The sequence below is a fragment of the Metapseudomonas otitidis genome (genome assembly GCF_900111835.1).
Taxonomy (GTDB): domain Bacteria; phylum Pseudomonadota; class Gammaproteobacteria; order Pseudomonadales; family Pseudomonadaceae; genus Metapseudomonas; species Metapseudomonas otitidis.
Genome location: NZ_FOJP01000010.1, coordinates 38241 through 58578, shown reverse-complemented (window position 1 = coordinate 58578; position 20338 = coordinate 38241). Strand labels below are relative to the sequence as shown.

The 20338-nt window shown below is 69.6% G+C and carries 18 protein-coding genes and 1 pseudogene; 8 read left to right on the top strand and 11 right to left on the bottom strand.

Annotated elements, in window-relative coordinates:
* Nucleotides 1–88: 88 nt before the first annotated feature.
* Nucleotides 89–1042 (bottom strand): FecR domain-containing protein, encoded by a 954-nt coding sequence (locus tag BM198_RS14170; protein ID WP_074970754.1) that lies wholly within the window; start codon nt 1040–1042, stop codon nt 89–91.
* Nucleotides 1039–1533 (bottom strand): sigma-70 family RNA polymerase sigma factor, encoded by a 495-nt coding sequence (locus BM198_RS14165; RefSeq protein WP_074970997.1) that lies wholly within the window; start codon nt 1531–1533, stop codon nt 1039–1041. Before BM198_RS14165 ends, BM198_RS14170 begins: the two co-directional genes overlap by 4 nt.
* A gap of 226 nt (nt 1534–1759) precedes the next feature.
* Here BM198_RS14165 and BM198_RS14160 point away from each other — a divergent pair, with 226 nt between their 5' ends.
* On the top strand, nt 1760–2083 hold the full coding sequence (locus BM198_RS14160) for a DUF3509 domain-containing protein (protein ID WP_044404397.1): 324 nt from the start codon (nt 1760–1762) through the stop codon (nt 2081–2083).
* A gap of 6 nt (nt 2084–2089) precedes the next feature.
* Here BM198_RS14160 and BM198_RS14155 read toward each other — a convergent pair whose 3' ends face one another.
* Nucleotides 2090–2581 carry a phosphate-starvation-inducible protein PsiE gene (locus tag BM198_RS14155; RefSeq protein WP_074970753.1) on the bottom strand — a complete coding sequence of 164 codons (492 nt, stop codon included), beginning with the start codon at nt 2579–2581 and terminating at the stop codon, nt 2090–2092.
* A 257-nt stretch (nt 2582–2838) separates the two neighbouring features.
* Here BM198_RS14155 and BM198_RS14150 point away from each other — a divergent pair, with 257 nt between their 5' ends.
* Both BM198_RS14150 and BM198_RS14145 read left to right on the top strand, forming a co-directional pair.
* The gene (locus tag BM198_RS14150; protein ID WP_069559413.1) at nt 2839–3099 is read left to right on the top strand and encodes a YebG family protein; all 261 of its coding nucleotides are present in this window, start codon (nt 2839–2841) and stop codon (nt 3097–3099) included.
* Nucleotides 3100–3254: 155 nt separating this feature from the next.
* Nucleotides 3255–4140: pseudogene (locus tag BM198_RS14145) on the top strand (sterol desaturase family protein).
* 46 nt (nt 4141–4186) lie between these two features.
* On the opposite strand, the gene BM198_RS14140 reads toward BM198_RS14145, so the two are convergent.
* Nucleotides 4187–4867 carry a helix-turn-helix domain-containing protein gene (locus tag BM198_RS14140; RefSeq protein WP_074970752.1) on the bottom strand — a complete coding sequence of 227 codons (681 nt, stop codon included), beginning with the start codon at nt 4865–4867 and terminating at the stop codon, nt 4187–4189.
* Between the two features lie 667 nt (nt 4868–5534).
* Here BM198_RS14140 and BM198_RS14135 point away from each other — a divergent pair.
* Nucleotides 5535–5987 carry a BRO-N domain-containing protein gene (locus BM198_RS14135; protein WP_044404412.1) on the top strand — a complete coding sequence of 151 codons (453 nt, stop codon included), beginning with the start codon at nt 5535–5537 and terminating at the stop codon, nt 5985–5987.
* 263 nt (nt 5988–6250) lie between these two features.
* Here BM198_RS14135 and BM198_RS14130 read toward each other — a convergent pair whose 3' ends face one another.
* From BM198_RS14130 to BM198_RS14115, 4 genes are all read right to left on the bottom strand, one after another.
* Entirely contained in the window at nt 6251–7357 is a 1107-nt protein-coding gene (locus tag BM198_RS14130) for a dihydrolipoamide acetyltransferase family protein (protein WP_074970751.1), read from the bottom strand.
* A 10-nt stretch (nt 7358–7367) separates the two neighbouring features.
* Nucleotides 7368–8357 (bottom strand): alpha-ketoacid dehydrogenase subunit beta, encoded by a 990-nt coding sequence (locus tag BM198_RS14125; protein WP_074970750.1) that lies wholly within the window; start codon nt 8355–8357, stop codon nt 7368–7370.
* The gene (gene pdhA / locus BM198_RS14120) at nt 8350–9441 is read right to left on the bottom strand and encodes a pyruvate dehydrogenase (acetyl-transferring) E1 component subunit alpha (protein ID WP_074970749.1); all 1092 of its coding nucleotides are present in this window, start codon (nt 9439–9441) and stop codon (nt 8350–8352) included. Before pdhA ends, BM198_RS14125 begins: the two co-directional genes overlap by 8 nt.
* A gap of 95 nt (nt 9442–9536) precedes the next feature.
* The gene (locus BM198_RS14115) at nt 9537–10556 is read right to left on the bottom strand and encodes a Leu/Phe/Val dehydrogenase (protein WP_074970747.1); all 1020 of its coding nucleotides are present in this window, start codon (nt 10554–10556) and stop codon (nt 9537–9539) included.
* A gap of 122 nt (nt 10557–10678) precedes the next feature.
* Here BM198_RS14115 and BM198_RS14110 point away from each other — a divergent pair, with 122 nt between their 5' ends.
* A complete protein-coding gene (locus BM198_RS14110) occupies nt 10679–11482 on the top strand; it encodes a SirB1 family protein (RefSeq protein ID WP_074970745.1) in 804 nt (267 codons plus the stop codon).
* On the opposite strand, the gene BM198_RS14105 is transcribed toward BM198_RS14110, so the two are convergent.
* The 3 genes from BM198_RS14105 to BM198_RS14095 all read right to left on the bottom strand — a co-directional run bounded on the left by BM198_RS14105 (nt 11483) and on the right by BM198_RS14095 (nt 17444).
* Nucleotides 11483–14026 (bottom strand): LuxR C-terminal-related transcriptional regulator, encoded by a 2544-nt coding sequence (locus BM198_RS14105; RefSeq protein WP_074970743.1) that lies wholly within the window; start codon nt 14024–14026, stop codon nt 11483–11485.
* 241 nt (nt 14027–14267) lie between these two features.
* Entirely contained in the window at nt 14268–15635 is a 1368-nt protein-coding gene (locus tag BM198_RS14100) for a DUF1329 domain-containing protein (RefSeq protein ID WP_074970741.1), read from the bottom strand.
* A gap of 15 nt (nt 15636–15650) precedes the next feature.
* Nucleotides 15651–17444 (bottom strand): DUF1302 domain-containing protein, encoded by a 1794-nt coding sequence (locus BM198_RS14095; RefSeq protein ID WP_074970739.1) that lies wholly within the window; start codon nt 17442–17444, stop codon nt 15651–15653.
* Nucleotides 17445–17682: 238 nt separating this feature from the next.
* Here BM198_RS14095 and BM198_RS14090 point away from each other — a divergent pair, with 238 nt between their 5' ends.
* From BM198_RS14090 to BM198_RS14080, 3 genes are all read left to right on the top strand, one after another.
* A complete protein-coding gene (locus BM198_RS14090) occupies nt 17683–18420 on the top strand; it encodes an AraC family transcriptional regulator (RefSeq protein ID WP_044411493.1) in 738 nt (245 codons plus the stop codon).
* A gap of 98 nt (nt 18421–18518) precedes the next feature.
* Entirely contained in the window at nt 18519–19925 is a 1407-nt protein-coding gene (locus BM198_RS14085; RefSeq protein ID WP_074970737.1) for an NAD(P)/FAD-dependent oxidoreductase, read from the top strand.
* Nucleotides 19926–19972: 47 nt separating this feature from the next.
* A complete protein-coding gene (locus BM198_RS14080) occupies nt 19973–20317 on the top strand; it encodes a cupin domain-containing protein (protein ID WP_044411379.1) in 345 nt (114 codons plus the stop codon).
* Nucleotides 20318–20338: the final 21 nt, after the last annotated feature.

Sequence of the window (20338 nt, the reverse complement as noted above, 5' to 3'; positions counted from 1 at the left end):
CCATGAAGAATGGGGATGCGAAGGGAGGCCGAACGAGTTCGGAAAACCTGCAGAACTTCATGAGAATTATTTTCAGCCAGCCAGGCACTCAGGCGCTGGCAGGGGCCAGGGTCACCCACCAGCGGGTGCGGTACACCACCTGGACCGGCAAGGTGCGGGCCACGGCGGCCAGGGCACGCTCGCTGTCGTCCAGGGGAAACACCCCGGAGATGCGCAACCCGGCCACCGCCGGGTCGCAGCGCAGCACGCCGTGGCGCTGGCGGTCGAATTCGGCGACGAACTCGTCCAGGCGCATATCCCTGGCCACCAGTACGCCGTCCAGCCAACCGGCGCGGTCCGCCTCGGCACGCTGGGGCTCGGTCATGCCGTGGGCGTCGAACTGGCTCTGCCAGCCTTCCTTCAGGACCCGGGCACTGCCTTCTCGGGGGCTGACTTCGACCGCGCCGGCGTACACGGCGAGCTGGATGCGGTCCGGCCGCTGGCGCACCAGGAACCGGGTGCCCAGGGCCCGCAGCATGCCGGCCCCGGTATCCACCAGGAACGGACGGCGGGAGGGGTCGGCGGCGGTTTCGACGAGGATCTCGCCCTGGTACAGGCGCAGCAGGCGACGGTCGGCGTCGTAGTCGATGTCCACGGCGCTGCCGGCGTTCAGGTGCAGCCGACCACCGTCCGGCAGGCCAACGGAACGGCGCTCACCGGTGCCGGTGCGCAGGTTGGCCAGCCAGGGCTGGAAGGCGGACGGCCCCTGGACGCCCAGCACGCCGGCGCCACCAGCGGCCAGCAGGATCGCCAGGGCCTTGAGCGCCCGACGGCGCTGCGGGTCATGCCGGGCGCCCTCCAGCGCTGCGTGGCCAAGGGCTGCGGGGATGCCGGCGAAGCGCCCACCCAGGGCCTCCAGCCGCTGCCACGCCAGTTCATGCTCGGGATGCGCGCTCCGCCACTGCTGGCAGGCCGTGAAGGCTTCGGCCGCGCAGGTACCGGAAGCCAGGCGCACGCGCCAGGCGATGGCCTGCTCCACCACCTGGGGGTCGAGTGCGCTCATGAATAGACCGCCGTGTAGCAATGGGTCAGGGCCTGGGTCATGTACTGCTGGATGGAACTCACCGACAGCCCCAGGCGCGCGGCGATCTGCGGGTAGGTCAGGCCATCGAGCTGGGACAGCAGGAAGGCTTCGCGCACGCGGGGCTTGAGGCCATCCAGCAGGCGGTCGATCTCCAGCAAGGTTTCCAGAATCAGTTCGCGGGACTCGGGCGAAGGCGCCTCGTGCTCCGGCAGGCTGGCCAGCGCCTCCAGGTAGGCGCGCTCCAGGCTGGCGCGGCGGTAATGGTCCACCAGCAAGCCCCGGGCGATGGTGGCGAGGAAGGCGCGCGGCTCACGGACCTCGCGGGACTCGCGCTGTTGCAGCACCCGCACGAAGGTGTCCTGGGCCAGGTCGGCGGCGTTGTGCGGACAGCCGAGGCGTTGCCGCAGCCAGCCCAGCAGCCAGCTGTGGTGACCGCGGTAGAGCTCGGTGATGGGGGAGGTAGGTTGCAGCGACACGGCTGACCTCGGCGGGCGTCCAACGCAAATGCGAAATAATTGCAGTTGCGAATGCTGTCACGCCGCCCTTCCCCAGCGCAAGTGCCGCCGGGCCGCGCGACCCGAGGTTTGCCGTTTGCGACAGGCGTCGTGAAACCGGCTTTCCGTTCGTCCAATCGGTTCGAACTTTGCAACGGCCACCCCAGTCAATCGATCCAGTGCATCAACCAGGTGGCTCACCATGTACAACCCCTTCCAGATCCTGACCGATGCCTTCCAGGCCGATTACCGGGTCAACCTCAGCCTGGAACGGCTCGACGGCAACATCATGCTCACCCTCGCCGACGACAGCGGCGTGGTGGCCCGGCGGATGATCAGCCCCGCCCAGCGCAACGACCCGAAGCGCCTGCAGCGGGTGATCGAGAGCATCCGCTTCGGCATCGCCATCGAAAAAGGCGGCAACGTCAGCGAAATGCTCACCGCCATGACCAGCGGCAAGCCCCTGCCACCGCTGGCCCGCCCACGGGTGGGCGGCACCGGCGGCAGCCTGGGCGCGGGTTACTGAGGCCGATCAGGACTCGTCGTCCAGGGTCCGCGAATCCAGCAGTTGCCGGCGCGGGTGGGTGGTTTCGCTGGCCACCGCCGGGAAGCGCGACGAGGCATAGCGCACCACCAGGATCGACAGCGCCAGCAGCAGGATCGCACCGCAGACGTACACCAGGCTCTCGTCCGGCCGGTTGTGGTGCGAAACGTCGGAGATCAGCAGGCGCGTCAGTGCCGTGATGGCCACGTAGATCAGGAAGCGCACCGGCATGTGGTTGGTCTTGAAGTAGATCCCCACCATCGCCCCCAGCTCCAGGTAGATGAACAGCAGCAGGATGTCATCCACCGTGATGTGCCCCTTCTCCACCATCCCCAGGAACGCCACCACCGCCGCCCAGGCGGTGATCCCGCCGATGGCGAACAGCGCCAGGTAGTGGAATGCCTCCACCAGCAGGTTGCCCAGCGACTCGGCCAGGCCGTGCATATTTTCGCGCAAGGCTTCCGCCCATTTGATCTTCACGTCATTACTCCCCGGTACGTCTGGTTGGCCTAGCGTGGCGCCTGTGCATGACGGTTCGTCCATGCACGAGCGAGGCCACGGCAGCGGATGAGATGCCAAGGTGCGACGTTGCGCCACGGGACAGGTTGTCGCAGGTCGGCAAGCGCGAAGCCTAAGGCTGGGCTATGAAAGAAATCGTTGACGAAAGGGAACGCCCCAAATACTGTATGCACATACAGTATTTCCATATTGACGCTTGCAAAGGTGAGAGGTGATGAATGGCCGTCGAAGTGGTGTACCGCAGCAGCCGCGATCCGGAGCGCCTGTTCATGGATAAGGCCGAAGCGGATCGTTACGACAAGATGCTGGAGCTGGCCGAATCCCTGGCCGGTGTGCTGCACAAGGCCGTGCCCTCCCTCAGCGAGCAGCAGGTCGAAGACCTCGGCATCTACATGGCCCGCAACCGCGACATCTTCGCCCGCGCCTTCAAGAACCAACCCGACGCCCTGGCCGAACTGGAGTCTGCCGAGGCGCAGTGACCGATTCCCCCGCTTGCAGGCGATGCCCGTCCTGCACCGAGCCCGCTGCCCCGGCGGGCTTTTTTTATTCCGCGCCGGCACCTTGCGCCGTTTGTTCAAGCCCCGGTGACCACCGGCCGCCACGCTGGAAGCCCCTCGACCAAGGAGCTTCCGCCATGCGATTCCTGCTTGCCCGCCTCTACGCCCCCGGTTTTCTCTTCGGCTTCCTCGCCCTGGCTCTGTGGATAAGCGAGCGCCTGCCGCTAACCGGGCTGCTGGCCCTGGTGCCGGCGGCCATCGCCGTCTCCTTCATCGCGGAAGCCTGGCTGCCCTACGAGCGGGACTGGAACCGCAGCCACCGCGATCGCCTGCGCGATGCCTTGCACGCCGTGGTCAACGAAGGGCTCAACTGCCTCGGCATCCTGGTGATCCCCCCTGAGTGCGGCGCTGCTGCCGGAGGCCGGGCTCTGGCCCCATCACTGGCCGCTGGCGTTGCAACTGCTGGTTGCCATCATCGTCGCCGACCTGGGCATCACCCTCATGCACTACGCCAGCCACCGTGTCGGCGCTCTCTGGCGCCTGCATGCCGTACACCACAGCGTGAAGCGCATGTACGGCTTCAACGGCCTGATGAAGCACCCGCTGCACCTGGGCTGCGAAGCCCTGGCCGGCACCCTGCCGCTGTTGCTGCTGGGCATGCCGGAACGGGTCGCCGCCCTCCTCGCCCTGGCCATCACCCTCCAGCTGCTGCTCCAGCACAGCAACGTCGACATGCGCATCGGCGCCCTGCGCCACCTGTTCGCCTGGGCACCGGTGCACCGCTTCCACCACATGAAGTACGGCCGCGCCGGCGACGTGAACTTCGCCCTGTTCCTCAGCGTCTGGGACAGGCTGCTCGGCACCGCCTTCCACAGCGACTACCCCATGCGCGGCGACGACCTGGGCATCGGCAGCCGCCCCGACTACCCCGACGCCTACCTCGCGCAACTGGCCGAACCCTTCCGCACAAGCCCAGCCCAACACCCCAGCCCGGAAGTGCCGCAGGAATTGATGCGTTCGTAGGCCGCCGAACTCCACGTAGGAACCTGTAGGGGCTGTAGGGGCGACTTCAGTCGCCCAGCAGGTGCAGTTGCAGGTTGCCGAGGTTGCGGTCAGCGCGGATGCCGAAGGTGGCGCGCATGGTGCGGGAGAAGTGCGCGGCGTCGGCAAAACCGGCGCCGTGGGCAGCCTGGGTGAGGGATTGGCCCTCCAGGCCCAGGCGCACGGCGAGGCGCAGGCGGCGCCAGAGCACCAGGCGGCGGACCGACAGGCCGACCTGCTCGCCGAACAGCCGCTCCAGTTGGCTCAGGGACAGGCAGGCGCGGCTGGCCAGGGCCTGGGCGCTGACCTTGTCGGCCAGCAGTTCGTCCACCTCGTCCAGGGCCCGTTGCAGGCGAGCGTCCAGCGACGGGCGCGGCGCAGCGAGCAGGCGTTCGGCCAGGGCCTGCAGATCCGTACCGGCCTCGGCCACCAGCGCCAGCAATGCCTGCGGAGCGAAGGCCAGGGGTTCGGCGTAGACGGCCAGCAGCACCTGGCCAGGCAGGGCCAGCGCGTGCTCGCGCATGGACTCCACCAGCACCGCCTGGCCGCTCACGGGCTCGCCTTCCACCAGCAGGTGCACGGGAGCCCCGCGTGCCAGCAGGACCTGGTGGGCGTAATGGGCATGAGGTCGGGTGTCGCCGTTGGCACCGTCGATCAGGCAGAAGTCACGGGCCAGCCAGAGGGCGCCTTGCCAGGGGGACTCGATCATCGGGGCCATGTTGTCGGTTGCGGGGTGGACAGCTTCAGGGGGCGGGGCGCCGAGGGCAAGGGTCGGCGGCGATGACGGGTTGATGCCGTCGATCACGGGACCCTGTAGGGGCGCTCCGCCGTGCCCTGTAGGGGCGACTTCAGTCGCCAAGGGCGGCGCAGCAGCCCCTGCCCAGAAGCGGGCGAATGAATTCGCCCCTACACCGGTGCAACCAGCAGCAAAGGCGCTCCGTCTTAGGGTGGGCCGGGCGGCGTTCCGCTTCAGCCCACCAGCACAGGTACCGCGTGGGCTGAAGCCCACCCTACGGGATGGTGTGCAGCGGCGGCTCGGCGACACGGGCCGACTTGAGGCGCTTTCCCACAGCGGGAAAGGACAATGCCCGAGGCGGGCCGATTGTTCGCTCAATACCCCCTCCCTATCCTCCGGCGGTCGCGGTCAATCCCGTGACCAGGCGTTGACGGCCTGAAGAGATGGCGCATCGTGCCCCTGGCACATGTGGAAGTATGCGTTTGCCCATTACTTTCACATCGCTCTATGGCGGACTGCGTGGGGAGACCGAAAGGTCTGCCGGTCTACATCTCGCCGGTTCGTCAACCCCACGTGGTCCGCCACCCTTACATTGACGAAACAGAGTGGCGGCTCCTTTCCCCAGAGATGGAGCTTCACGATGCACGATGCATATCCCGCCCTGACCTTCCTCCGCCACAACCGCCCGCTGCGTGCGCTGATGCTGGACAACCAGCCCTGGTTCGTTGCGGTGGATTTCGCCCGTCTCCTGGGCATGCAGCATCCGCAGACCTTGCACCGCCGCGTGGGCAGCGACCATGCGCGGCGCGTGTTCCTTGCCTGTTCCAGCAGCCTTGAGGAGCCGGTGGATGTGATCAGCGAAGCCGGCCTGTACAAGGCGCTGGTGCGCTTCGGCCATCCGGAGAACGCCCATCTGGAGCGCTGGCTGAATCGTGAGGTGATCCCTACGTTGCGCGATGCCCACGCGGCGGACGGCAACGCGCCACGCCGGGTGCTACTGAGGTGGCAGGGCACGCGGGTGGTGATGCTGAACTGGCAGGGCGAGCTCTGGGTGCCGCTTGAGGACATGCCGAGCCTGGTGCATCTGGGTTAGCGGCAGGTCGCTTTTTGTGGGAGCGGTTTCAACCGCGAAATCTGCGTGCCAAACCGATCGCGAATGAATTCGCTCCCATGGGGAGACGCTTGCCGTTCGGCCTTCCCGGGCTGAAGCCCGGGCTACGGGTTGGGTTAGAGGCATGCCGCTTTTGTGGGGATGGCTTCAATCGCGAAGCCTGGCACGCCGAATCCTGTTCGCTACTTGCGTCGCCCTGTGGAAAACCGCTGCAGGCCCCGTATCACGGAGCCTGCAGAGGTCGTTCAGGGCCGTTCCAGCGCCTGCACCAGGGCCTTGAAGAAGCGCGCCGCTTCGCCGCCGGTGACGGCCCGGTGGTCGAAGGTGAGTGACAGCGGCAGCACCGGGTGCACCGCCGGCTGGCCCTCCCAGGCCACCACTTCGTCGCGGATGCCACCGGCGCCGATGATGGCCACCTGGGGCGGCACCACCACCGGGTTGGCGTAGCGCCCGAACAGGGTGCCGAAGTTGGACAGGGTGAGGGTGGCGCCCATCATTTCCTGCGGGGGGATGGAGCGCGCCTTGACGTCGCCCCGCAACCGCGCGATGCCGTCGCGCAGGTCCTCGGCGCTGCGCTCGCCGACCTTGCGCAGCACGGGGACGAAGAGCCCGTCGGGGGTGTCCACGGCGATGCCGAGGTCCAGCTGCTCGTGCTGGCGGATGGCGAGCATGCGGCCGTCGAACCAGCTGTTGAGGATGGGCTCGGCACGGCAGGCTTCGGCGATGGCCTGGGCGATGCGGATCAGCGGGTCGCGAGCCTGGGCCCAGCGGTGCAGGTCGGCGTCGCCGTAGAGCGTCACCGGCACCACCTCGGCGTGGGAGCGCGCCATGTTGATCGCCATGCTGCGGCGCACGCCGCGCAGCCGTTCGCCGCCGAAGCGGTCGCGGGCCTGCTGGGCGGCGGCCTCCACGTCGGCGCGGCTGATCAGCCCATCGGCGCCGCTGCCGGCGAGGCCGGCCAGCTCCACCCCCAGTTGCCGGGCCAGTTGGCGCACGGCGGGGGTGGCGCGGGGGGCGAGGTGTTCCTGGGTGGAGGGCGCGGCGCCGATGAAGAACTGGTCGGCATGGCTTTCGCCACCGCCGTCGAGGCGACCGACCACGGTGCCGGCGTCCTGGTCCTCGCCTTCGTAGGCCAGCAGCGGTTCGCCGACGTGGAGGATGTCGCCCTCCTGGCCGAACAGCTTGGCGACCACGCCGTCGCGCGGGGCGGGGATGTCCACCAGGGCCTTGGCGGTCTCCACCGAGACCACCAGCTGGTCGGCGTGCACGCGGTCGCCAGGCTTGATGTGCCATTCGACGATTTCGGCATCCTGCAGGCCTTCGCCAAGGTCGGGCAGCTTGAAGTAGTTCATGGTCGTCTCCTCAGGCGGGGTCGAGGACGTGCTCGCAGGCGGCGAGGATGTCGTCGGGACCGGGGATGTAGAGGGATTCCTGTCGGTAGAGCGGCGGTGGGATATCCGGCGCGGTGACCCGCTGGATGGGCGCCTGCAGGTCGGTGAGGACGCGCTCGTAGAGGCTGGCGGCGATCTCGGCGCCGACCCCGCAGCTGCGCGGCGCCTCATGGACGATGACGCAGCGGCCGGTCTTGCGCACCGAGGCTTCGAGGGTCTCCAGGTCCAGGGGTTTGACGCAGGCGACGTCGATCACCTCGGCGCTGATGCCGCGCGCCTCCAGCAGTCGGGCGGCCTCCAGGGTTTCCAGCACGCTGGCGCCCCAGGTCACCAGGGTCAGGTCGCTGCCCTCGCGCAGGGTGAAGCAGCGGTCCAGCGGCAGGCGCCGGCCGTCGTCCACCAGGGGTTGCGGGTTCATCCGGTAGAGCCGGGTGGGTTCGAGGAAGATCACCGGGTCCGGGTCGTCGATGGCGGCCAGCAGCAGGCCGTAGGCGCGGGCCGGCGACGAGGGGATCACCACGCGCACGCCGGGCAGGTGGGCGAACAGTGCCTCGGTGCTTTCGCTGTGGTGCTCCGGCGCGCGGATGCCGGCGCCCATGGGGCTGCGCACCACCAGCGGGCAGGACAGGCGCCCACGGGTGCGGTTGCGCAGGCGGCTGGCGTGGGACACCAGGTGTTCCATGGCGGCGTAGATGAAGCCGAGGAACTGGATCTCCATCACCGGTTTGAGGCCTTGGGCGGCCATGCCGACGCTGAGCCCGGCGATCATGGTTTCCGCCAGGGGCGTGTCGATGACGCGCTTGAAGCCGTAGGCATCGCGCAGGCCGAGGGTGGCGCGGAACACGCCGCCGTTGACGCCGACGTCCTCGCCCAGGACCACCACGTTCTCGTCTTCGCCCATGGCGCGGTGCAGGGCCAGGTTCACCGCTTCCAGCAGGCTGCGCTTGGGCGTGTCAGTCATGGCGGTTCTCCTCGCGCCGCGCGGCGCGCTCCAGCACCAGGTCGCGCTGGTCGGCCAGGGCCGCCGGCCAGCGGGCGTAGACGTGATCCAGCACGGCTTCGGGGCCTTCGCGGTCGGCGTGCTCGAAGCGTCCCACCGCGGCCTGCACCTCGCGCTGGCATTCGGCGATGAGCGCCTGCTCGCGGGCTTCGTCCCACACGCCGCTGGCGGCGAGGTAGCCGCGCAGGCGCTTGATGGGCTCCTCTTCCCAGGCCTGGTGCACCTCCTCGGCGCTGCGGTAGCGGGTGGCGTCGTCGGCGGTGGTGTGGTCGCCCAGGCGGTAGCTGAGGCATTCCACCAGGGTCGGCCCCTTGCCCTGGCGGGCGCGTTCGATGGCAGCACCGACCCGGTCGTAGACGGCGAGGATGTCGTTGCCGTCCACCTGTTCGCCGTGGAAGCCGGCGCCCACGGCCTTCTGCGCCAGGGTCGGCGCGCCGCACTGGATGCGCCGGGGCACGGAGATGGCCCACTGGTTGTTGTTGACCACGAAGACCACCGGCAACTGCCAGGCGCCGGCGACGTTGAGCGCTTCGAGGAAGTCGCCCTTGCTGGTGGCACCGTCTCCGCAGGTGGTGACGGCGACACGGTGCTCGCCGCGGATCTTGAAGGCGGTGGCGACGCCGCAGGCATGCAGGGACTGGGTGGCGATGGGTACGCAGAGCGGGAAGTCCTGCCCGGCGGCGGGCTCGGCGTAGGCGCTGCCGCGCTCGTCACCGCCCCAGTAGAGGAGGATTTCCTCCATGGCGACGCCGCGCATCAGTTGCACGGCGGTGTCGCGGTAGTAGGGCACCAGTACGTCCTCGGGCTGCATGCGCGCGCCGATGCCGACGCCGATGGCTTCCTGCCCGAGGGTGGGCGCGTAGGTGCCGATGCGGCCGGTGCGTTGCAGGGCCACGGCCTTCTGGTCGAACAGGCGGGTGAGCAGCATGCGCCGATAGAGCCGGGCCAGCAGGTTGAAGTCATCCGCCCAGGGCGGCAGGTCGCCAACGGTGTTCCCGTCGGCGTCCAGGTAGCGGGTATGGGGCAGGTCGATCCGTGTGTGCATGTCGCCTCCTCACCTTGTGGGTGCGCAGGGATGACGGCGCTCATGGCGCCGAACCTGGCCCGGCCTGGATCCCGGCCGGGCCGCGTGGGCGCTGCTCAGCCGTAGAGCAGGCGCTCGGCCAACGCATCGGCGACCCGCGCGGGTGAGCGCTTGTCGGCCTGGGCGTGGGCGTAGATGTCGGTCAGGCGCTGGCCGATCCGCGCCAGGTGCGCGGTGATGGCCGGCATGTCGTCGCCCCGGTGGCGCAGGGCGACGTGGATCAGGCCTCCGGAATTGATCACGTAGTCGGGTGCGTAGAGGATGCCGCGCGCTTCCAGCAGGTCGGCGATGTCGGGGCTGGCCAGCTGGTTGTTCGCCGCCCCGGCCACCACCGCGCAACGCAGCTGGGGCGCGCTCTGGGCATTGAGCACGCCGCCCAGGCCACAGGGCGCGAGGATGTCGCAGGGGGTGGTGAGCAGCGCGTCGCTGGCCACCGGGTGGGCGCCCAGCTGCTCCACCGCCAGTTGCACGCGGCCGGGGTCGAGGTCGCTGACCAGCAAGTCGGCGCCGGCGGCGGCCAGTTGTTCGGCAAGGGCGTAGCCGACGTTGCCGAGCCCCTGCACGGCGATGCGCAGGCCTTCCAGGTCGTCGCTGCCCAGGCGTGCCAGGGCGCTGGCGCGGATGCCGGCGAACACCCCCAGGGCGGTACAGGGCGAGGGGTCGCCGGCGGCCTGGGTGCTGGTGACGTGGCGGGTGTGGAGGGCGACGCAGTCCATGTCGAGGCTGGAGGTGCCGCTGTCCACGGCGGTGATGTAGCGGCCGCCGAGGGTTTCCACCATGCGCCCGAAGGCCTCGAACAGCGCGGCGCGGTCGGGCACGTGGGCAGGCCGCAGAATCACCGCCTTGCCGCCGCCGTGGGGGAGGCCGGCCAGCGCGGCCTTGTAGCTCATGCCCCGGGCCAGGCGGATGGCGTCACGCAACGCACTGTCGTCGTCGGGGTAGGCGAGGTAGCGGCAGCCGCCGAGGGCCGGGCCCAGGCGGGAGTCGTGGATGGCGATGATCGCGCGCAGGCCGGTGACCGGGTCCTGGGCGAGGTGGAGCGCTTCGAGCCGAGCGCCTTCCATCTGGTTGAACATGGCGGGCCCCCTTGCTGACGTTGCCAGGGAGTATAGGCCGCCCACCGGAACCCGGCCGCCGGCCCACTGGACGAAGGCGGGCGAGCCGGCTACAAACCGCAGAGGCGACACGGAGAGCCCCGATGACCCCGCGACAACACTGCCTGGACTGCGTGCAGAAGAGCCCGCCGGCGCTGCTGGAGGCAGCCCTGTGGATCGCCACCGAGCATGACCCGAGCCGGGTGCCCGCCGACACCCTGCGGGTGTTCGACCACCTGCTGCGGGAGGTGGCCGCCGGGCTGCCCGAAGCGCCACCGGCGGAGCTGGCGCAACCGCTGCTGCGGCGGATGGCGGAGCTGGGTTTCTGCGAGGAGGACGACCAGCCGCTGCAACCGCGCGCCGCGCTGCTGGACCAGGTGCTGGCAAGGCGCCGGGGCCAGCCGCTGTCGCTGGCCCTGGTGGCCCAGGCGCTGGCGGCACGCCTGGAGATTCCCCTGGCGGGGGTGAACTTCCCCGGCCACTTCCTGGTGCGGGTGCCCGTCGCCGACCACCTGCTGGACCCCTGCACCGGCCGCCGCCTCTACCCCCGGGACTGCCGCGAGCTGTTGCTGCGCACCCTGGGGCCGAAGGCCGAGCTGCTGGCCGAGCACATGCGCCCCTGTTCGGCGCTGGAGCAGTTGCAGCGCCTGTCACGCAACCTGCGCCAGCTGCACTTGCAGGCCGAGCAGGTGGAAGAGGCGCTGAAGGATGCGGAGCGGGTGCTGGAGCTGGGCCCGGCCAACCTGATCGATCACCTGGCGCGGGCCGATATCTACAAGCAGCTGGAGTGCCCCCAGGCCGAACGCTACGACCTGGAGCGGGCGCTGCTGTTGTGCGAGGACGCGAGCCAGCGGCTGCTGCTCAGCCGCCGCCTGGAGCAACTGGGCGCCCCGCCACGGTTGCACTGATCACTGCATCAGGCCCAGCGCCTTGGCGTGGGCCACCGCCTGGGTACGCCGCTTGACCCCGAGCTTGCCGTTGATGCGCCGGGCGTGGGTCTTCACCGTGTGCAGGGAGATGAACAGGCGCTCGGCGATCTCCTGGTTGGAACTGCCCTGGGCGATCAGCCCCAGCACTTCCAGTTCGCGGGGGCTCAGCGGGCCGCTCTCCTCCTCCAGCGCTTCGCCCTCCTCCACCCCCAGTTCACGCAGCATCTCCGGCTGGCGCAGGCGCAGCTCGCGCACCGGTTGCTGCAGGTTCAGCTGGCTGGCGAGGGCCAGGGCATTGCGCAGCACGGCGGCGGCGGTGTCGGCCTCGCCGCTGAGGTATTCGGTTTCCGCCAGGGCCAGGTGGACTTCCACCTCCAGGGCCTGGAGCCCCTTCTCCCGGGCCTTCTGCAACTGCCCGAGCAGCCGCTGCCGGGCGTTGAACACTTCGCCCTCGTACAGCTCGGCCAGGGCCAGTTGCCATTCGATGCGCGGGATCAGGTCGAGGGTCGCCGGCGGCGCCTGCACGGCGTGCTCGCCCCGGAAGTGCCGCAGCACCCGCAGCAGGGCGTGGCGAGCCTGGCCGGCGCGGCCCTGCATGAGCAGCAGGCTGCTGCTCACCTGCAGCAGCACGGCGCGGTAGACCCGCTCGGGGATGTGCCGCAGCTGCATGAGGCGCTCGGCCTCGCGCAGGCGGTCGAAGGCCTGGTCGAAGGCGCGCTGGTTGGCGTCCAGCACGGCCAGGCCGAGGTAGCCGTATAGGGCCCGGTAGTCCTCGCAGGCGCGGGCCTCGCGCAGGCCGGACTGGTAGTGCTGGCGGGCCGCGTCCTCCAGGCCCTGGCGCAGGGCCAGCCGGCCCCGGCGCAAGGCGATGCGGCCCAGCAGCGGGCTGGCGTCCAGCGCCTGGCCCATGAGGAAGGTCTGCGCCCGCTCCAGCACGGCATCGGCCCGCAGCAGCGCGCCCCGGTGTTCCAGCAGTTGGGCGTGGTCGAGTTCGAGGAAGGCCTCCAGCAACAGGCAGCCCTGGCTGCGCGCCAGCACCAGGGCCTCGCGGTTCAGGGACTGGGCCTGGTCCAGCTCGCCGGCCAGCAGGGCTTGCTGGGTGAGCGCGGAATAGCAGATCAGCCGCTGGTCCCAGGCATCTTCGTCAAGACCGACCAGGGCTTCCCCCAGATGCAGCCGGGCGTTGGGGCCGTCGCCCTGGAGGTGGGCCAGCAGGCCGTGCTGCGCCTGCCAGTAGGCCACCAGGCGCCGCTGCTGGCGGGCGTCCGGCTGGGGCAGGAAGCGGCCCTGCTCGGCGATGCAGCGCACGGCTTCGTCCAGGCGCCCGGCGAACAGCAGGGCACCGGCCAGCAGCCGCAGGGAATGCGGCGAAACCCGCAGCAGGTCTTCGCCGACGTCGGCGTGCAGGCGCAGCAGCAAGGCCGCGTTGCGCCCGATGAACAGCTCGCGCACGCCGTAGTGCTGCAGCAGGCTGACGGCCACTTCGGGCTGGCTGGCCTCCAGCGCGTGTTCGATGGCGGCCGGCCAGTCCTGGCGCGCGGCGAACCACTGGCAGGCGCGCAGGTGCCAGCCGCGTCCACCGCTGCCGTCACGGGCGCGCACCTGCCGGGCCAGGGGCGGGAACAGGCGGAACCAGCCGGGCGCCTCGGGCACGCTTTCGACGAAGCCGCCGAGGGCTTCCAGCTCACGCAGCAGGCCGGCGCCCTCCCCCGGGCCGAACAGGTGTTCGCAAAGGTCGGCATTGAAGCGCGGCAGGTGCACCAGGGCGTGCCAGGCTTCGCTGAGTTCCTGGCCCAGGCCGGCGAACAGTTCGTGCTCCAGGTAACCCATGAGGGTGGTGGACAGGGCCTGGCGCTGCAGCGGATCGGCAAAGCCCCACTCCACCGGCTCCAGCAGGGCCATGCGCACCCCGGCGCACCAGCCGCCGGTGCTCTCGTGCAAGCGCGCTGGCGCGTCGGCCGGCCAGGGCTGGCGGGAGTCCCGCAGCAGCGGCACCAGTTCGTCGGGCTGGAAGGCCAGGGTGGCGGCGTCGAACTCCAGCAGGTCGCCGTCGATCAGCAGGCGCGGGAGGTTGCAGGCAGGGCGGCGGCGGGTGCTCAGCCACCAGATGATGGCGCCGCCACTGGCAGCGATGAGTCGGTCGAGGCAGGCGTCGAGGGCGGGGTCGGGCTGGCGGGCGTAGTCGTCGAGCATCAGCCAGGTGGGGCTGCGCCAGACGGCCAGGGCGCGCAGCAGGCTGGGTTCGTCGTCCGCCTCCAGCCCCAGCGCGGCAGCCAGGATGGCGCGCAATCCGGCTTCGCCCTCGCTGCCACCGAGGGGCAGCCAGTGCAGGGCATAGCCCGGGGGCCGGCGCTGGGCGCACTCCAGCAGCAGCACACTCTTGCCACAGCCGGCGGGCGCGCAGAGCAGGCGCAGGCGTGCGGCACTGGCCAGCAGCGGTTCCACCAGCCGGGGACGGGCGACATGCAGGGCCGGCAGCCTGGGCAGGCACACCGGTGGCGCGATGAGGTTCAGTGAGGACATGCCGGCTGCCTCTTGTTCTGTTCAGGGCTGCTCGTGGCGCCACCCTAGGCGCGAGGGGAGGCGTTGTTGAAGGATCATTCAGGCCTCTGATTCGGGCCTATAAGGGCTGGGGGAGACGGCAGCCGCAGGCCCCCGAAGCATCGAAGCGGAAGCACGGCCACAAAAAAGCGGCCCGAAGGCCGCTATCAAGCGTCACTGACAAGCAAGGGACCGCACACCTCCTTGTGCGCGGGTGGAGCGATTAGCGAACGCCGGCGTTGCGCAGGGCGGCCGGGGTGTAGTCGGCGGCCTTGCCGACGAAGCCGAACTCGAAGCTGTGCTTCTCTTCGTTCTTCATGCCCAGGGCCAGGTAGCGGCCGGCGATGATGTCGTACAGCGCTTCCAGGGTGTAGGCCGGCACCTGGTGGTGGTAGTAGAACTGGGCGTGGCCCTCGGCGACGCGCCACAGCTGGCCACGGCCGTCGTAGTGGTCCACCAGGGCCACCTGCCAGCTGTCCTCGTCGATGTACATGTGGCGCTTGGCGTAGATGTGCCGCTCACCCGGTTTCACCGTGGCCACCACTTCCCACACGCGGTGCAGTTCGTAGCGGGTCAGGTCCTGGTTGATGTGGCCGGCCTTGATGATGTCGTCGTACTTGAGCGAGGGCGAGTCCAGCTTGTAGCTGTTGTAGGGGATGTACATCTCCTTCTTGCCCACCAGCTTCCAGTCGTAGCGGTCCGGTGCGCCGGAGAACATGTCGAAGTTGTCCGAGGTGCGCAGGCCGTCGGCGGCGGTGCCGGGACCGTCGTAGGCGACCTGGGGCGCACGGCGCACGCGGCGCTGGCCGGCGTTGTAGATCCACGCCAGGCGCGGCTCCTTCACCTGGTCGAGGGTTTCGTGCACCAGCAGCACGTTGCCGGCCAGGCGCGAGGGGGCGGTGACCTGCTGCTTGAAGAAGGTCAGCACGTTCTCGCCCTTGGCGGCCGGCAGGTCGGGCATTTCCTGGGGCACGGCCACTTCTTCCTCGAAGCGGATGGGGGTGTAGGAGCCGTTCACCTGGGGCGTGGCCTGGGTGATGACCCGCCGCAGGTTGCCGCCCCGGTAGCGGGTGACGTGGTTCCAGATCACTTCCACGCCGCTCTTGGGGATGGGGAAGGCGTAGTAGCGGCTTTCGGCGAAGTGGGCGAGGCCGTTGCCGTCGTTGATGGGCTGGACGTACAGCGCACTTTTCTTCGCGGCGTCCTGCACGGCCTGGGGCACATTCACGGTGCGGTGGGTGGGGTACACCGGGATGCGGTAGGTCTCGGGGTAGCGCTTGAGCATCGCCACCTGGCCGTCGGAGAGCTTGTCCTTGTACTGGTCCACGTTCTGCGCGGTGATGGTGAACAGCGGCTTCTCGTTGGCGAAGGGGTCGGCGAGGAAGCCCTTGGCGTCCACGGCGCCGGCATCCTTGCCGATGCCGCCGGTCCAGGCGGGAATGCTGCCGTCGGCATTGCCGGCCTTCTCCGCGCCCAGGGGGGTGAGAGTGGTGCCGAGCTGGGCGGCTTCATCGGCGGAAACCGCGGCCATCACCTGGCTGGCCAGCAGGCTGAGGGCCAGGGCGGTGCTTTGCAGGAGGGTCTTGCGCATAGTCGTTTCGTCCACTCAGAAGTTCATGCCGAAGCTGACGGCGAGGAAGTCGCGGTCCACCAGGGTGTTGTACTTGCCGCCGAAGAAGTCGGTGTAACTGATGCTCGCGGTGTAGGTGTTCTGGTAGTCGGCATCGAGGCCGATGCTCAGGGCCTTGGCACCTTCGTTGAAGAGGCCGTTGGGGCCGTAGCCGTCGACGTCGTGGGACCAGGCCACGTTGGGCTTGAGGTTGATGCCGGCGATGACGTTGGCGTAGTCCAGCACGGCGCGGGTGCGGTAGCCCCAGGAGGTGCGGGTGACGAAGCCGTGGGTGTCGCCGCCGAAGCCGTAGGTGCCGTACACCGAGTCACGCCCGTAGCGCAGCTCGCGGGGGTTCTCCAGGCCGCCGACGCGGGCCAGGCCGACCTCGCCCACCAGGGTCAGGCGCTCGGCACCCAGGACCTGGTCGAAGAAGTGGGTCAGGGTGGTCTGCACCTGGGTGATTTCCTTGCGCTTGTAGCCGGTGTTGTCGGCGCCCGCCGAGGTGGCGATGGGCGAGGCGGTGCCACCGGCCAGCGGGTTGACCAGGGCCAGGGTCACGTCGTTGGTGTTGAGCTGGATGGGCGCGTTCGGGCGGTAGCTGATCTCGCCGCTCCAGGCGGTGCCGGTGGGCAGGGTGGTGGAGAAGCTCAGGCCGTAGAGCCGGATGTCCTCGGGGTATTCCAGGTAGTAGCGACCGTTGCCCAGCAGGGTGCTTTGCGCCAGCCCAGCGCCCGAACCGGCAACGATGCCGTTGGCCGTGCTGATGATCCCGGGCAGTGCGGCGAGGGTCGCCGCGCTGGCGGTCTGGGTGCCCACGAACGGCGTGCGGCTGTGGTAGTTCATGAAGTACGCGCCGTACTCGGTCTCGTCGCCCAGCCAGCGCAGGGCCACGCCGAACTGACCGGAGTCGCGGGCATCGCGGTCGCCGCCACGGGGCAGGATCACGCCCTCGCGGGCCACCTGGAAGCCCTGGCCGAAGCCCGCTGCGATGGGCTGCAGCGGCGCGATGGCCGGGGAGCCCACGGTGTAGCCGGTCACGCAGCCATCGGCGGCCACGTCGCCACCGAAGAAGGTGCCGCAGTTGTCCAGCACGGTCTGGTCCCATTCCAGCTGGTAGAAGCCTTCCACGCTGAGCTGGTCGGTGAGGGTCTGGGACAGGTAGAACATGTTCACCGGGATCAGGCCTTCCTTGATCTCGGCGCCGGGACGGCGGAAGGCGGAGACGTCCACCGGGTTGATGGAGTTGATGCTGTTGCCGATGAAGGTGCTCTCGCCCCAGCTCACCACCTGCTTGCCGAGGCGGACGTTCCCCGGCAGGTCGGCGATGCTGTAGTTGTGGTAGACGAACGCATCCAGCAGTTGCGCGCCGGCGGACTTGGAGCCCTCCTTGCGGTTGTGGTCGCTGATGGGCTTGAAGCGGCGGTCCTCGTCCTTCAGCTCGAAGTCGTACCAGTACTTGCCCCGCAGGAAGATGCCGGTGTCGCGGTACTTCAGCTCCAGGTCGTGGATGCCCTTGAAGATCTTCGAGAAGGTCTCGCCCTTCTTGAAGTTGAGGCGGCCGTCGTCACCGGTGGACGACTGGCCCTTGCCGCCGTTCACGGTGCTGATCAGGTCCGGGTCGCCATTGCGCATGGACCAGCTGGCGCCGACGGAGAGCGAGGAGTCGAACTGCCCCTCGATCTCGCCGATGTTGAAGTTCACGGCCTGGGCCTGGGTGGCGCAACCCAGGGTGATGGCGACGGCCAGCGCGTGCGGCCGGAAAACTGCGCGCGTTGTTGTTTTTGTCATGCGGCTTTCCTGGTGGGTGTAAGGAGGGCACCACCCTAACCAGTCACCCGCGCAGGCGATAAGCGCACCAAGGAGGGATTCATCCCTGTCGCTCGAAAGAGTGAATCCACCGCCACCGCCGGCGTCTCAGCGGGCCTTGTGAGGCCGCGCGGGGCTTTGGCATCCTCCCCGCTTTGCCCCACCGGCCACCGCCATGAACGACACCGACGCCCAGACCCTGGCCACCCGCGAGGTGGTGATGCGCTACCACCTGAGCTGGAAGGCGCGCGACATCGACGCCGTGCTCGCCCTCTACCACCCCGAGGTGGAATACAACGACTTCTTCCAGAACCGCTGCATGCGCCTGGCGGAGCTGGGCGACTACGTGCGCGCCACCATGCCCAGCGCCCCGGACGACTTCCTGGTGCACAGCGACCGCATCCGCGTGGACGGCGACACCGCCTTCATCCAGTACAGCCTGCGGGTCGGCCGCAGCGGTACCTTTCGTACCAGCGAGGCCATTACCGTTCGTGACGGGCTGATCTGGCGCATCAACGAGTACGCCCTGCTGGTGGCCGATGCCCGCGCCAGCGGCGAGCCCGAGCGCTCCAGCCGCCCGGCCGCCAGCCGCCTGGGCCTCTCCGCCCGCCAGTTGAGCCTGCTGGCACGGGACCTGGAGGACTACTTCCAGCGCAGCCAGCCCTACCTCGACCCGGCCCTGGACCTGCACCAGGTGGCCACCGCCACCGGCTACACCCGCAACCAGATCTCCTACCTGCTCAACCAGATGCTCGGCCAGAGCTTCTACCAGTACGTGAACCAGGCGCGCCTGCGTCACCTGCTGGCCCAGCTGGAGGCGCAGCGCTCGGTGGCACGCATCGACGAGCAGGCCTTCGCCGCCGGTTTCAACTCCCTCTCGGCCTTCTACCGCTGCTTCCGCCAGCACACCGGCCTGTCGCCCAAGGCCTACCTCAAGCGCCTGCAGGCCGAGGGCTGAGCGCCCCGCTGCCTTGTCGGCGTGCCCGCGCGCACGACAAGGCGACCGGCAGCCACTAGGCTTGCCGCCCACGATCCCTTTAGACCCGAGGAATGCCCATGCCGGCCTGGAAATCGATCAGCCTGTGGATGGACCAGCTCGACGAGCCCCTCACGCCCCGCCCGGCCCTGGGCGGCAGCCTGGAGGCCGACGTCGCCATCATCGGCGCCGGCTACACCGGCCTGTGGACCGCCTACTACCTCAAGCGCCAGGAGCCCGAACTGAAGGTGGTGGTGCTGGAATCGGAAATCGCCGGCTTCGGCGCCAGCGGGCGCAACGGCGGCTGGCTGATGGGCAACCTGCTGGGCGAGGACCGCGCCCTGGCCCGCCTGCCCCGTGAAGAGCGCCGCGCCAGCTGGGACCTGCTCCACGGCATCCCCGACGAGGTGGCCGAGGTGCTCACCCGCGAGGGCATCGACTGCGACTACCGCAAGGGCGGCGTGCTCTACTGCGCGGCCCGCTACCCGGAGCAGGAAACCCGCCTGCGCCACTACCTCGACGACCTCCACGCCGAAGGCCTGAACGACGACGACTACCGCTGGCTCGCGCCCCACGAACTGGCCGGGCACATCCGCGTGGCCGGCGCCCTGGGCGGTCTCTACAGCCCGCACTGCGCCACCATCCAGCCGGCCCGCCTGGTGCGCGGCCTGGCCAGCGCCGTGGAGCGCCTCGGCGTGCAGGTGTTCGAACAGAGCCGGGTCACCGACTGGGCCCCGGGCCGGGTCACCACCCTGCAGGGCGAGGTGAAGGCACGCTGGGTGGTGCCTGCCGTGGAAGGCTACGCCGCCGCGCTGCCGCCCCTGGGGCGCTACCAGTTGCCGGTGCAGAGCCTGCTGGTGGCCACCGAGCCGCTGCCGGAGTCCACCTGGGCCGAGATCGGCCTGGCCCAGGGCCAGGCGTTCAGCGAGTTCAGCCGCCAGGTCACCTACGGCCAGCGCACCGCCGACAACCGCCTGGCCTTCGGCGCCCGGGGCGGCTACCGCTTCGGCGGTCGCCTGCGGGAAGACTTCAACCTCGACGACGAGGAAGTGGGCCTGCGCCGCTACCTGTTCGGCGAGCTGTTCCCCATGCTGCGCAACGTGCGCCTGACCCACAGCTGGGGCGGCAACCTCGGCATGGCCCGGCGCTTCCAGCCGCACATGCTGGTGGACCGTGCCAACGGCATCGCCCTCTCCGGCGGCTACGGCGGCGAAGGCGTCGGCGCCACCAACCTGGGCGGGCGCACCCTGGCCGACCTCATCCTCGGCAGCGAGACGCTGCTCACCCGCCAGCCCTGGGTACTCGGCGACGGCCCGCTGGATCGCCTCGCCGCCTGGGAGCCGGAGCCCTGCCGCTGGCTCGGCTACAACGCCATCATCCGCAGCTTCGTCCACGAGGACCGGGTGCTGGCCAACCCCCACAGCGCCCCCTGGCGCCGAGCCCTGGCCGCGCGCCTGGCCGCCTTCATGGAAAGCCTTATGCGCTGACGCGGCCCCGCCGCGCAGCCCCCTCCCCCCTGATTGGAAGCCCTTGCATGAAAGCCACCCTGCTGCAGAACACCCACACCCTGCCCCTGTCCGAACCCAGCCCGGTGCCGGTACCCGTCGGTGAGCCGGTGCCCCATACCCGCGTGCATTCTGTCGAGCGCACCGACGGCGTGGAAACCGGCGTATGGGAATGCAGCCCCGGCAAGTTCCGCCGGCAGATCCTCGAGCAGGAGTTCTGCCACTTCACCCACGGCAGCTGCACCTTCACCCCGGACGGCGGCGAGCCCATCGAGATCAAGGCCGGCGACGCCCTGCTGCTGCCCGCCAACAGCCTGGGCGTGTGGGACGTGAAGGAAACCCTGCGCAAGACCTACGTCATCATCAGCCGCTGATCCCGGGGCCTTCGGGCCCTG

Excerpts from the sequence above, each read along its gene's own strand:
- BM198_RS14170 (WP_074970754.1), bottom strand. The coding sequence starts at position 1,042 with ATGAGCGCACTCGACCCCCAGGTGGTGGAGCAGGCCATCGCCTGGCGC.
- BM198_RS14160 (WP_044404397.1), top strand. The coding sequence starts at position 1,760 with ATGTACAACCCCTTCCAGATCCTGACCGATGCCTTCCAGGCCGATTAC.
- BM198_RS14150 (WP_069559413.1), top strand. The coding sequence starts at position 2,839 with ATGGCCGTCGAAGTGGTGTACCGCAGCAGCCGCGATCCGGAGCGCCTG.
- BM198_RS14140 (WP_074970752.1), bottom strand. The coding sequence starts at position 4,867 with ATGATCGAGTCCCCCTGGCAAGGCGCCCTCTGGCTGGCCCGTGACTTC.
- BM198_RS14135 (WP_044404412.1), top strand. The coding sequence starts at position 5,535 with ATGCACGATGCATATCCCGCCCTGACCTTCCTCCGCCACAACCGCCCG.
- BM198_RS14130 (WP_074970751.1), bottom strand. The coding sequence starts at position 7,357 with ATGAACTACTTCAAGCTGCCCGACCTTGGCGAAGGCCTGCAGGATGCC.
- BM198_RS14125 (WP_074970750.1), bottom strand. The coding sequence starts at position 8,357 with ATGACTGACACGCCCAAGCGCAGCCTGCTGGAAGCGGTGAACCTGGCC.
- pdhA (WP_074970749.1), bottom strand. The coding sequence starts at position 9,441 with ATGCACACACGGATCGACCTGCCCCATACCCGCTACCTGGACGCCGAC.
- BM198_RS14115 (WP_074970747.1), bottom strand. The coding sequence starts at position 10,556 with ATGTTCAACCAGATGGAAGGCGCTCGGCTCGAAGCGCTCCACCTCGCC.
- BM198_RS14110 (WP_074970745.1), top strand. The coding sequence starts at position 10,679 with ATGACCCCGCGACAACACTGCCTGGACTGCGTGCAGAAGAGCCCGCCG.
- BM198_RS14105 (WP_074970743.1), bottom strand. The coding sequence starts at position 14,026 with ATGTCCTCACTGAACCTCATCGCGCCACCGGTGTGCCTGCCCAGGCTG.
- BM198_RS14100 (WP_074970741.1), bottom strand. The coding sequence starts at position 15,635 with ATGCGCAAGACCCTCCTGCAAAGCACCGCCCTGGCCCTCAGCCTGCTG.
- BM198_RS14095 (WP_074970739.1), bottom strand. The coding sequence starts at position 17,444 with ATGACAAAAACAACAACGCGCGCAGTTTTCCGGCCGCACGCGCTGGCC.
- BM198_RS14090 (WP_044411493.1), top strand. The coding sequence starts at position 17,683 with ATGCGCTACCACCTGAGCTGGAAGGCGCGCGACATCGACGCCGTGCTC.
- BM198_RS14085 (WP_074970737.1), top strand. The coding sequence starts at position 18,519 with ATGCCGGCCTGGAAATCGATCAGCCTGTGGATGGACCAGCTCGACGAG.
- BM198_RS14080 (WP_044411379.1), top strand. The coding sequence starts at position 19,973 with ATGAAAGCCACCCTGCTGCAGAACACCCACACCCTGCCCCTGTCCGAA.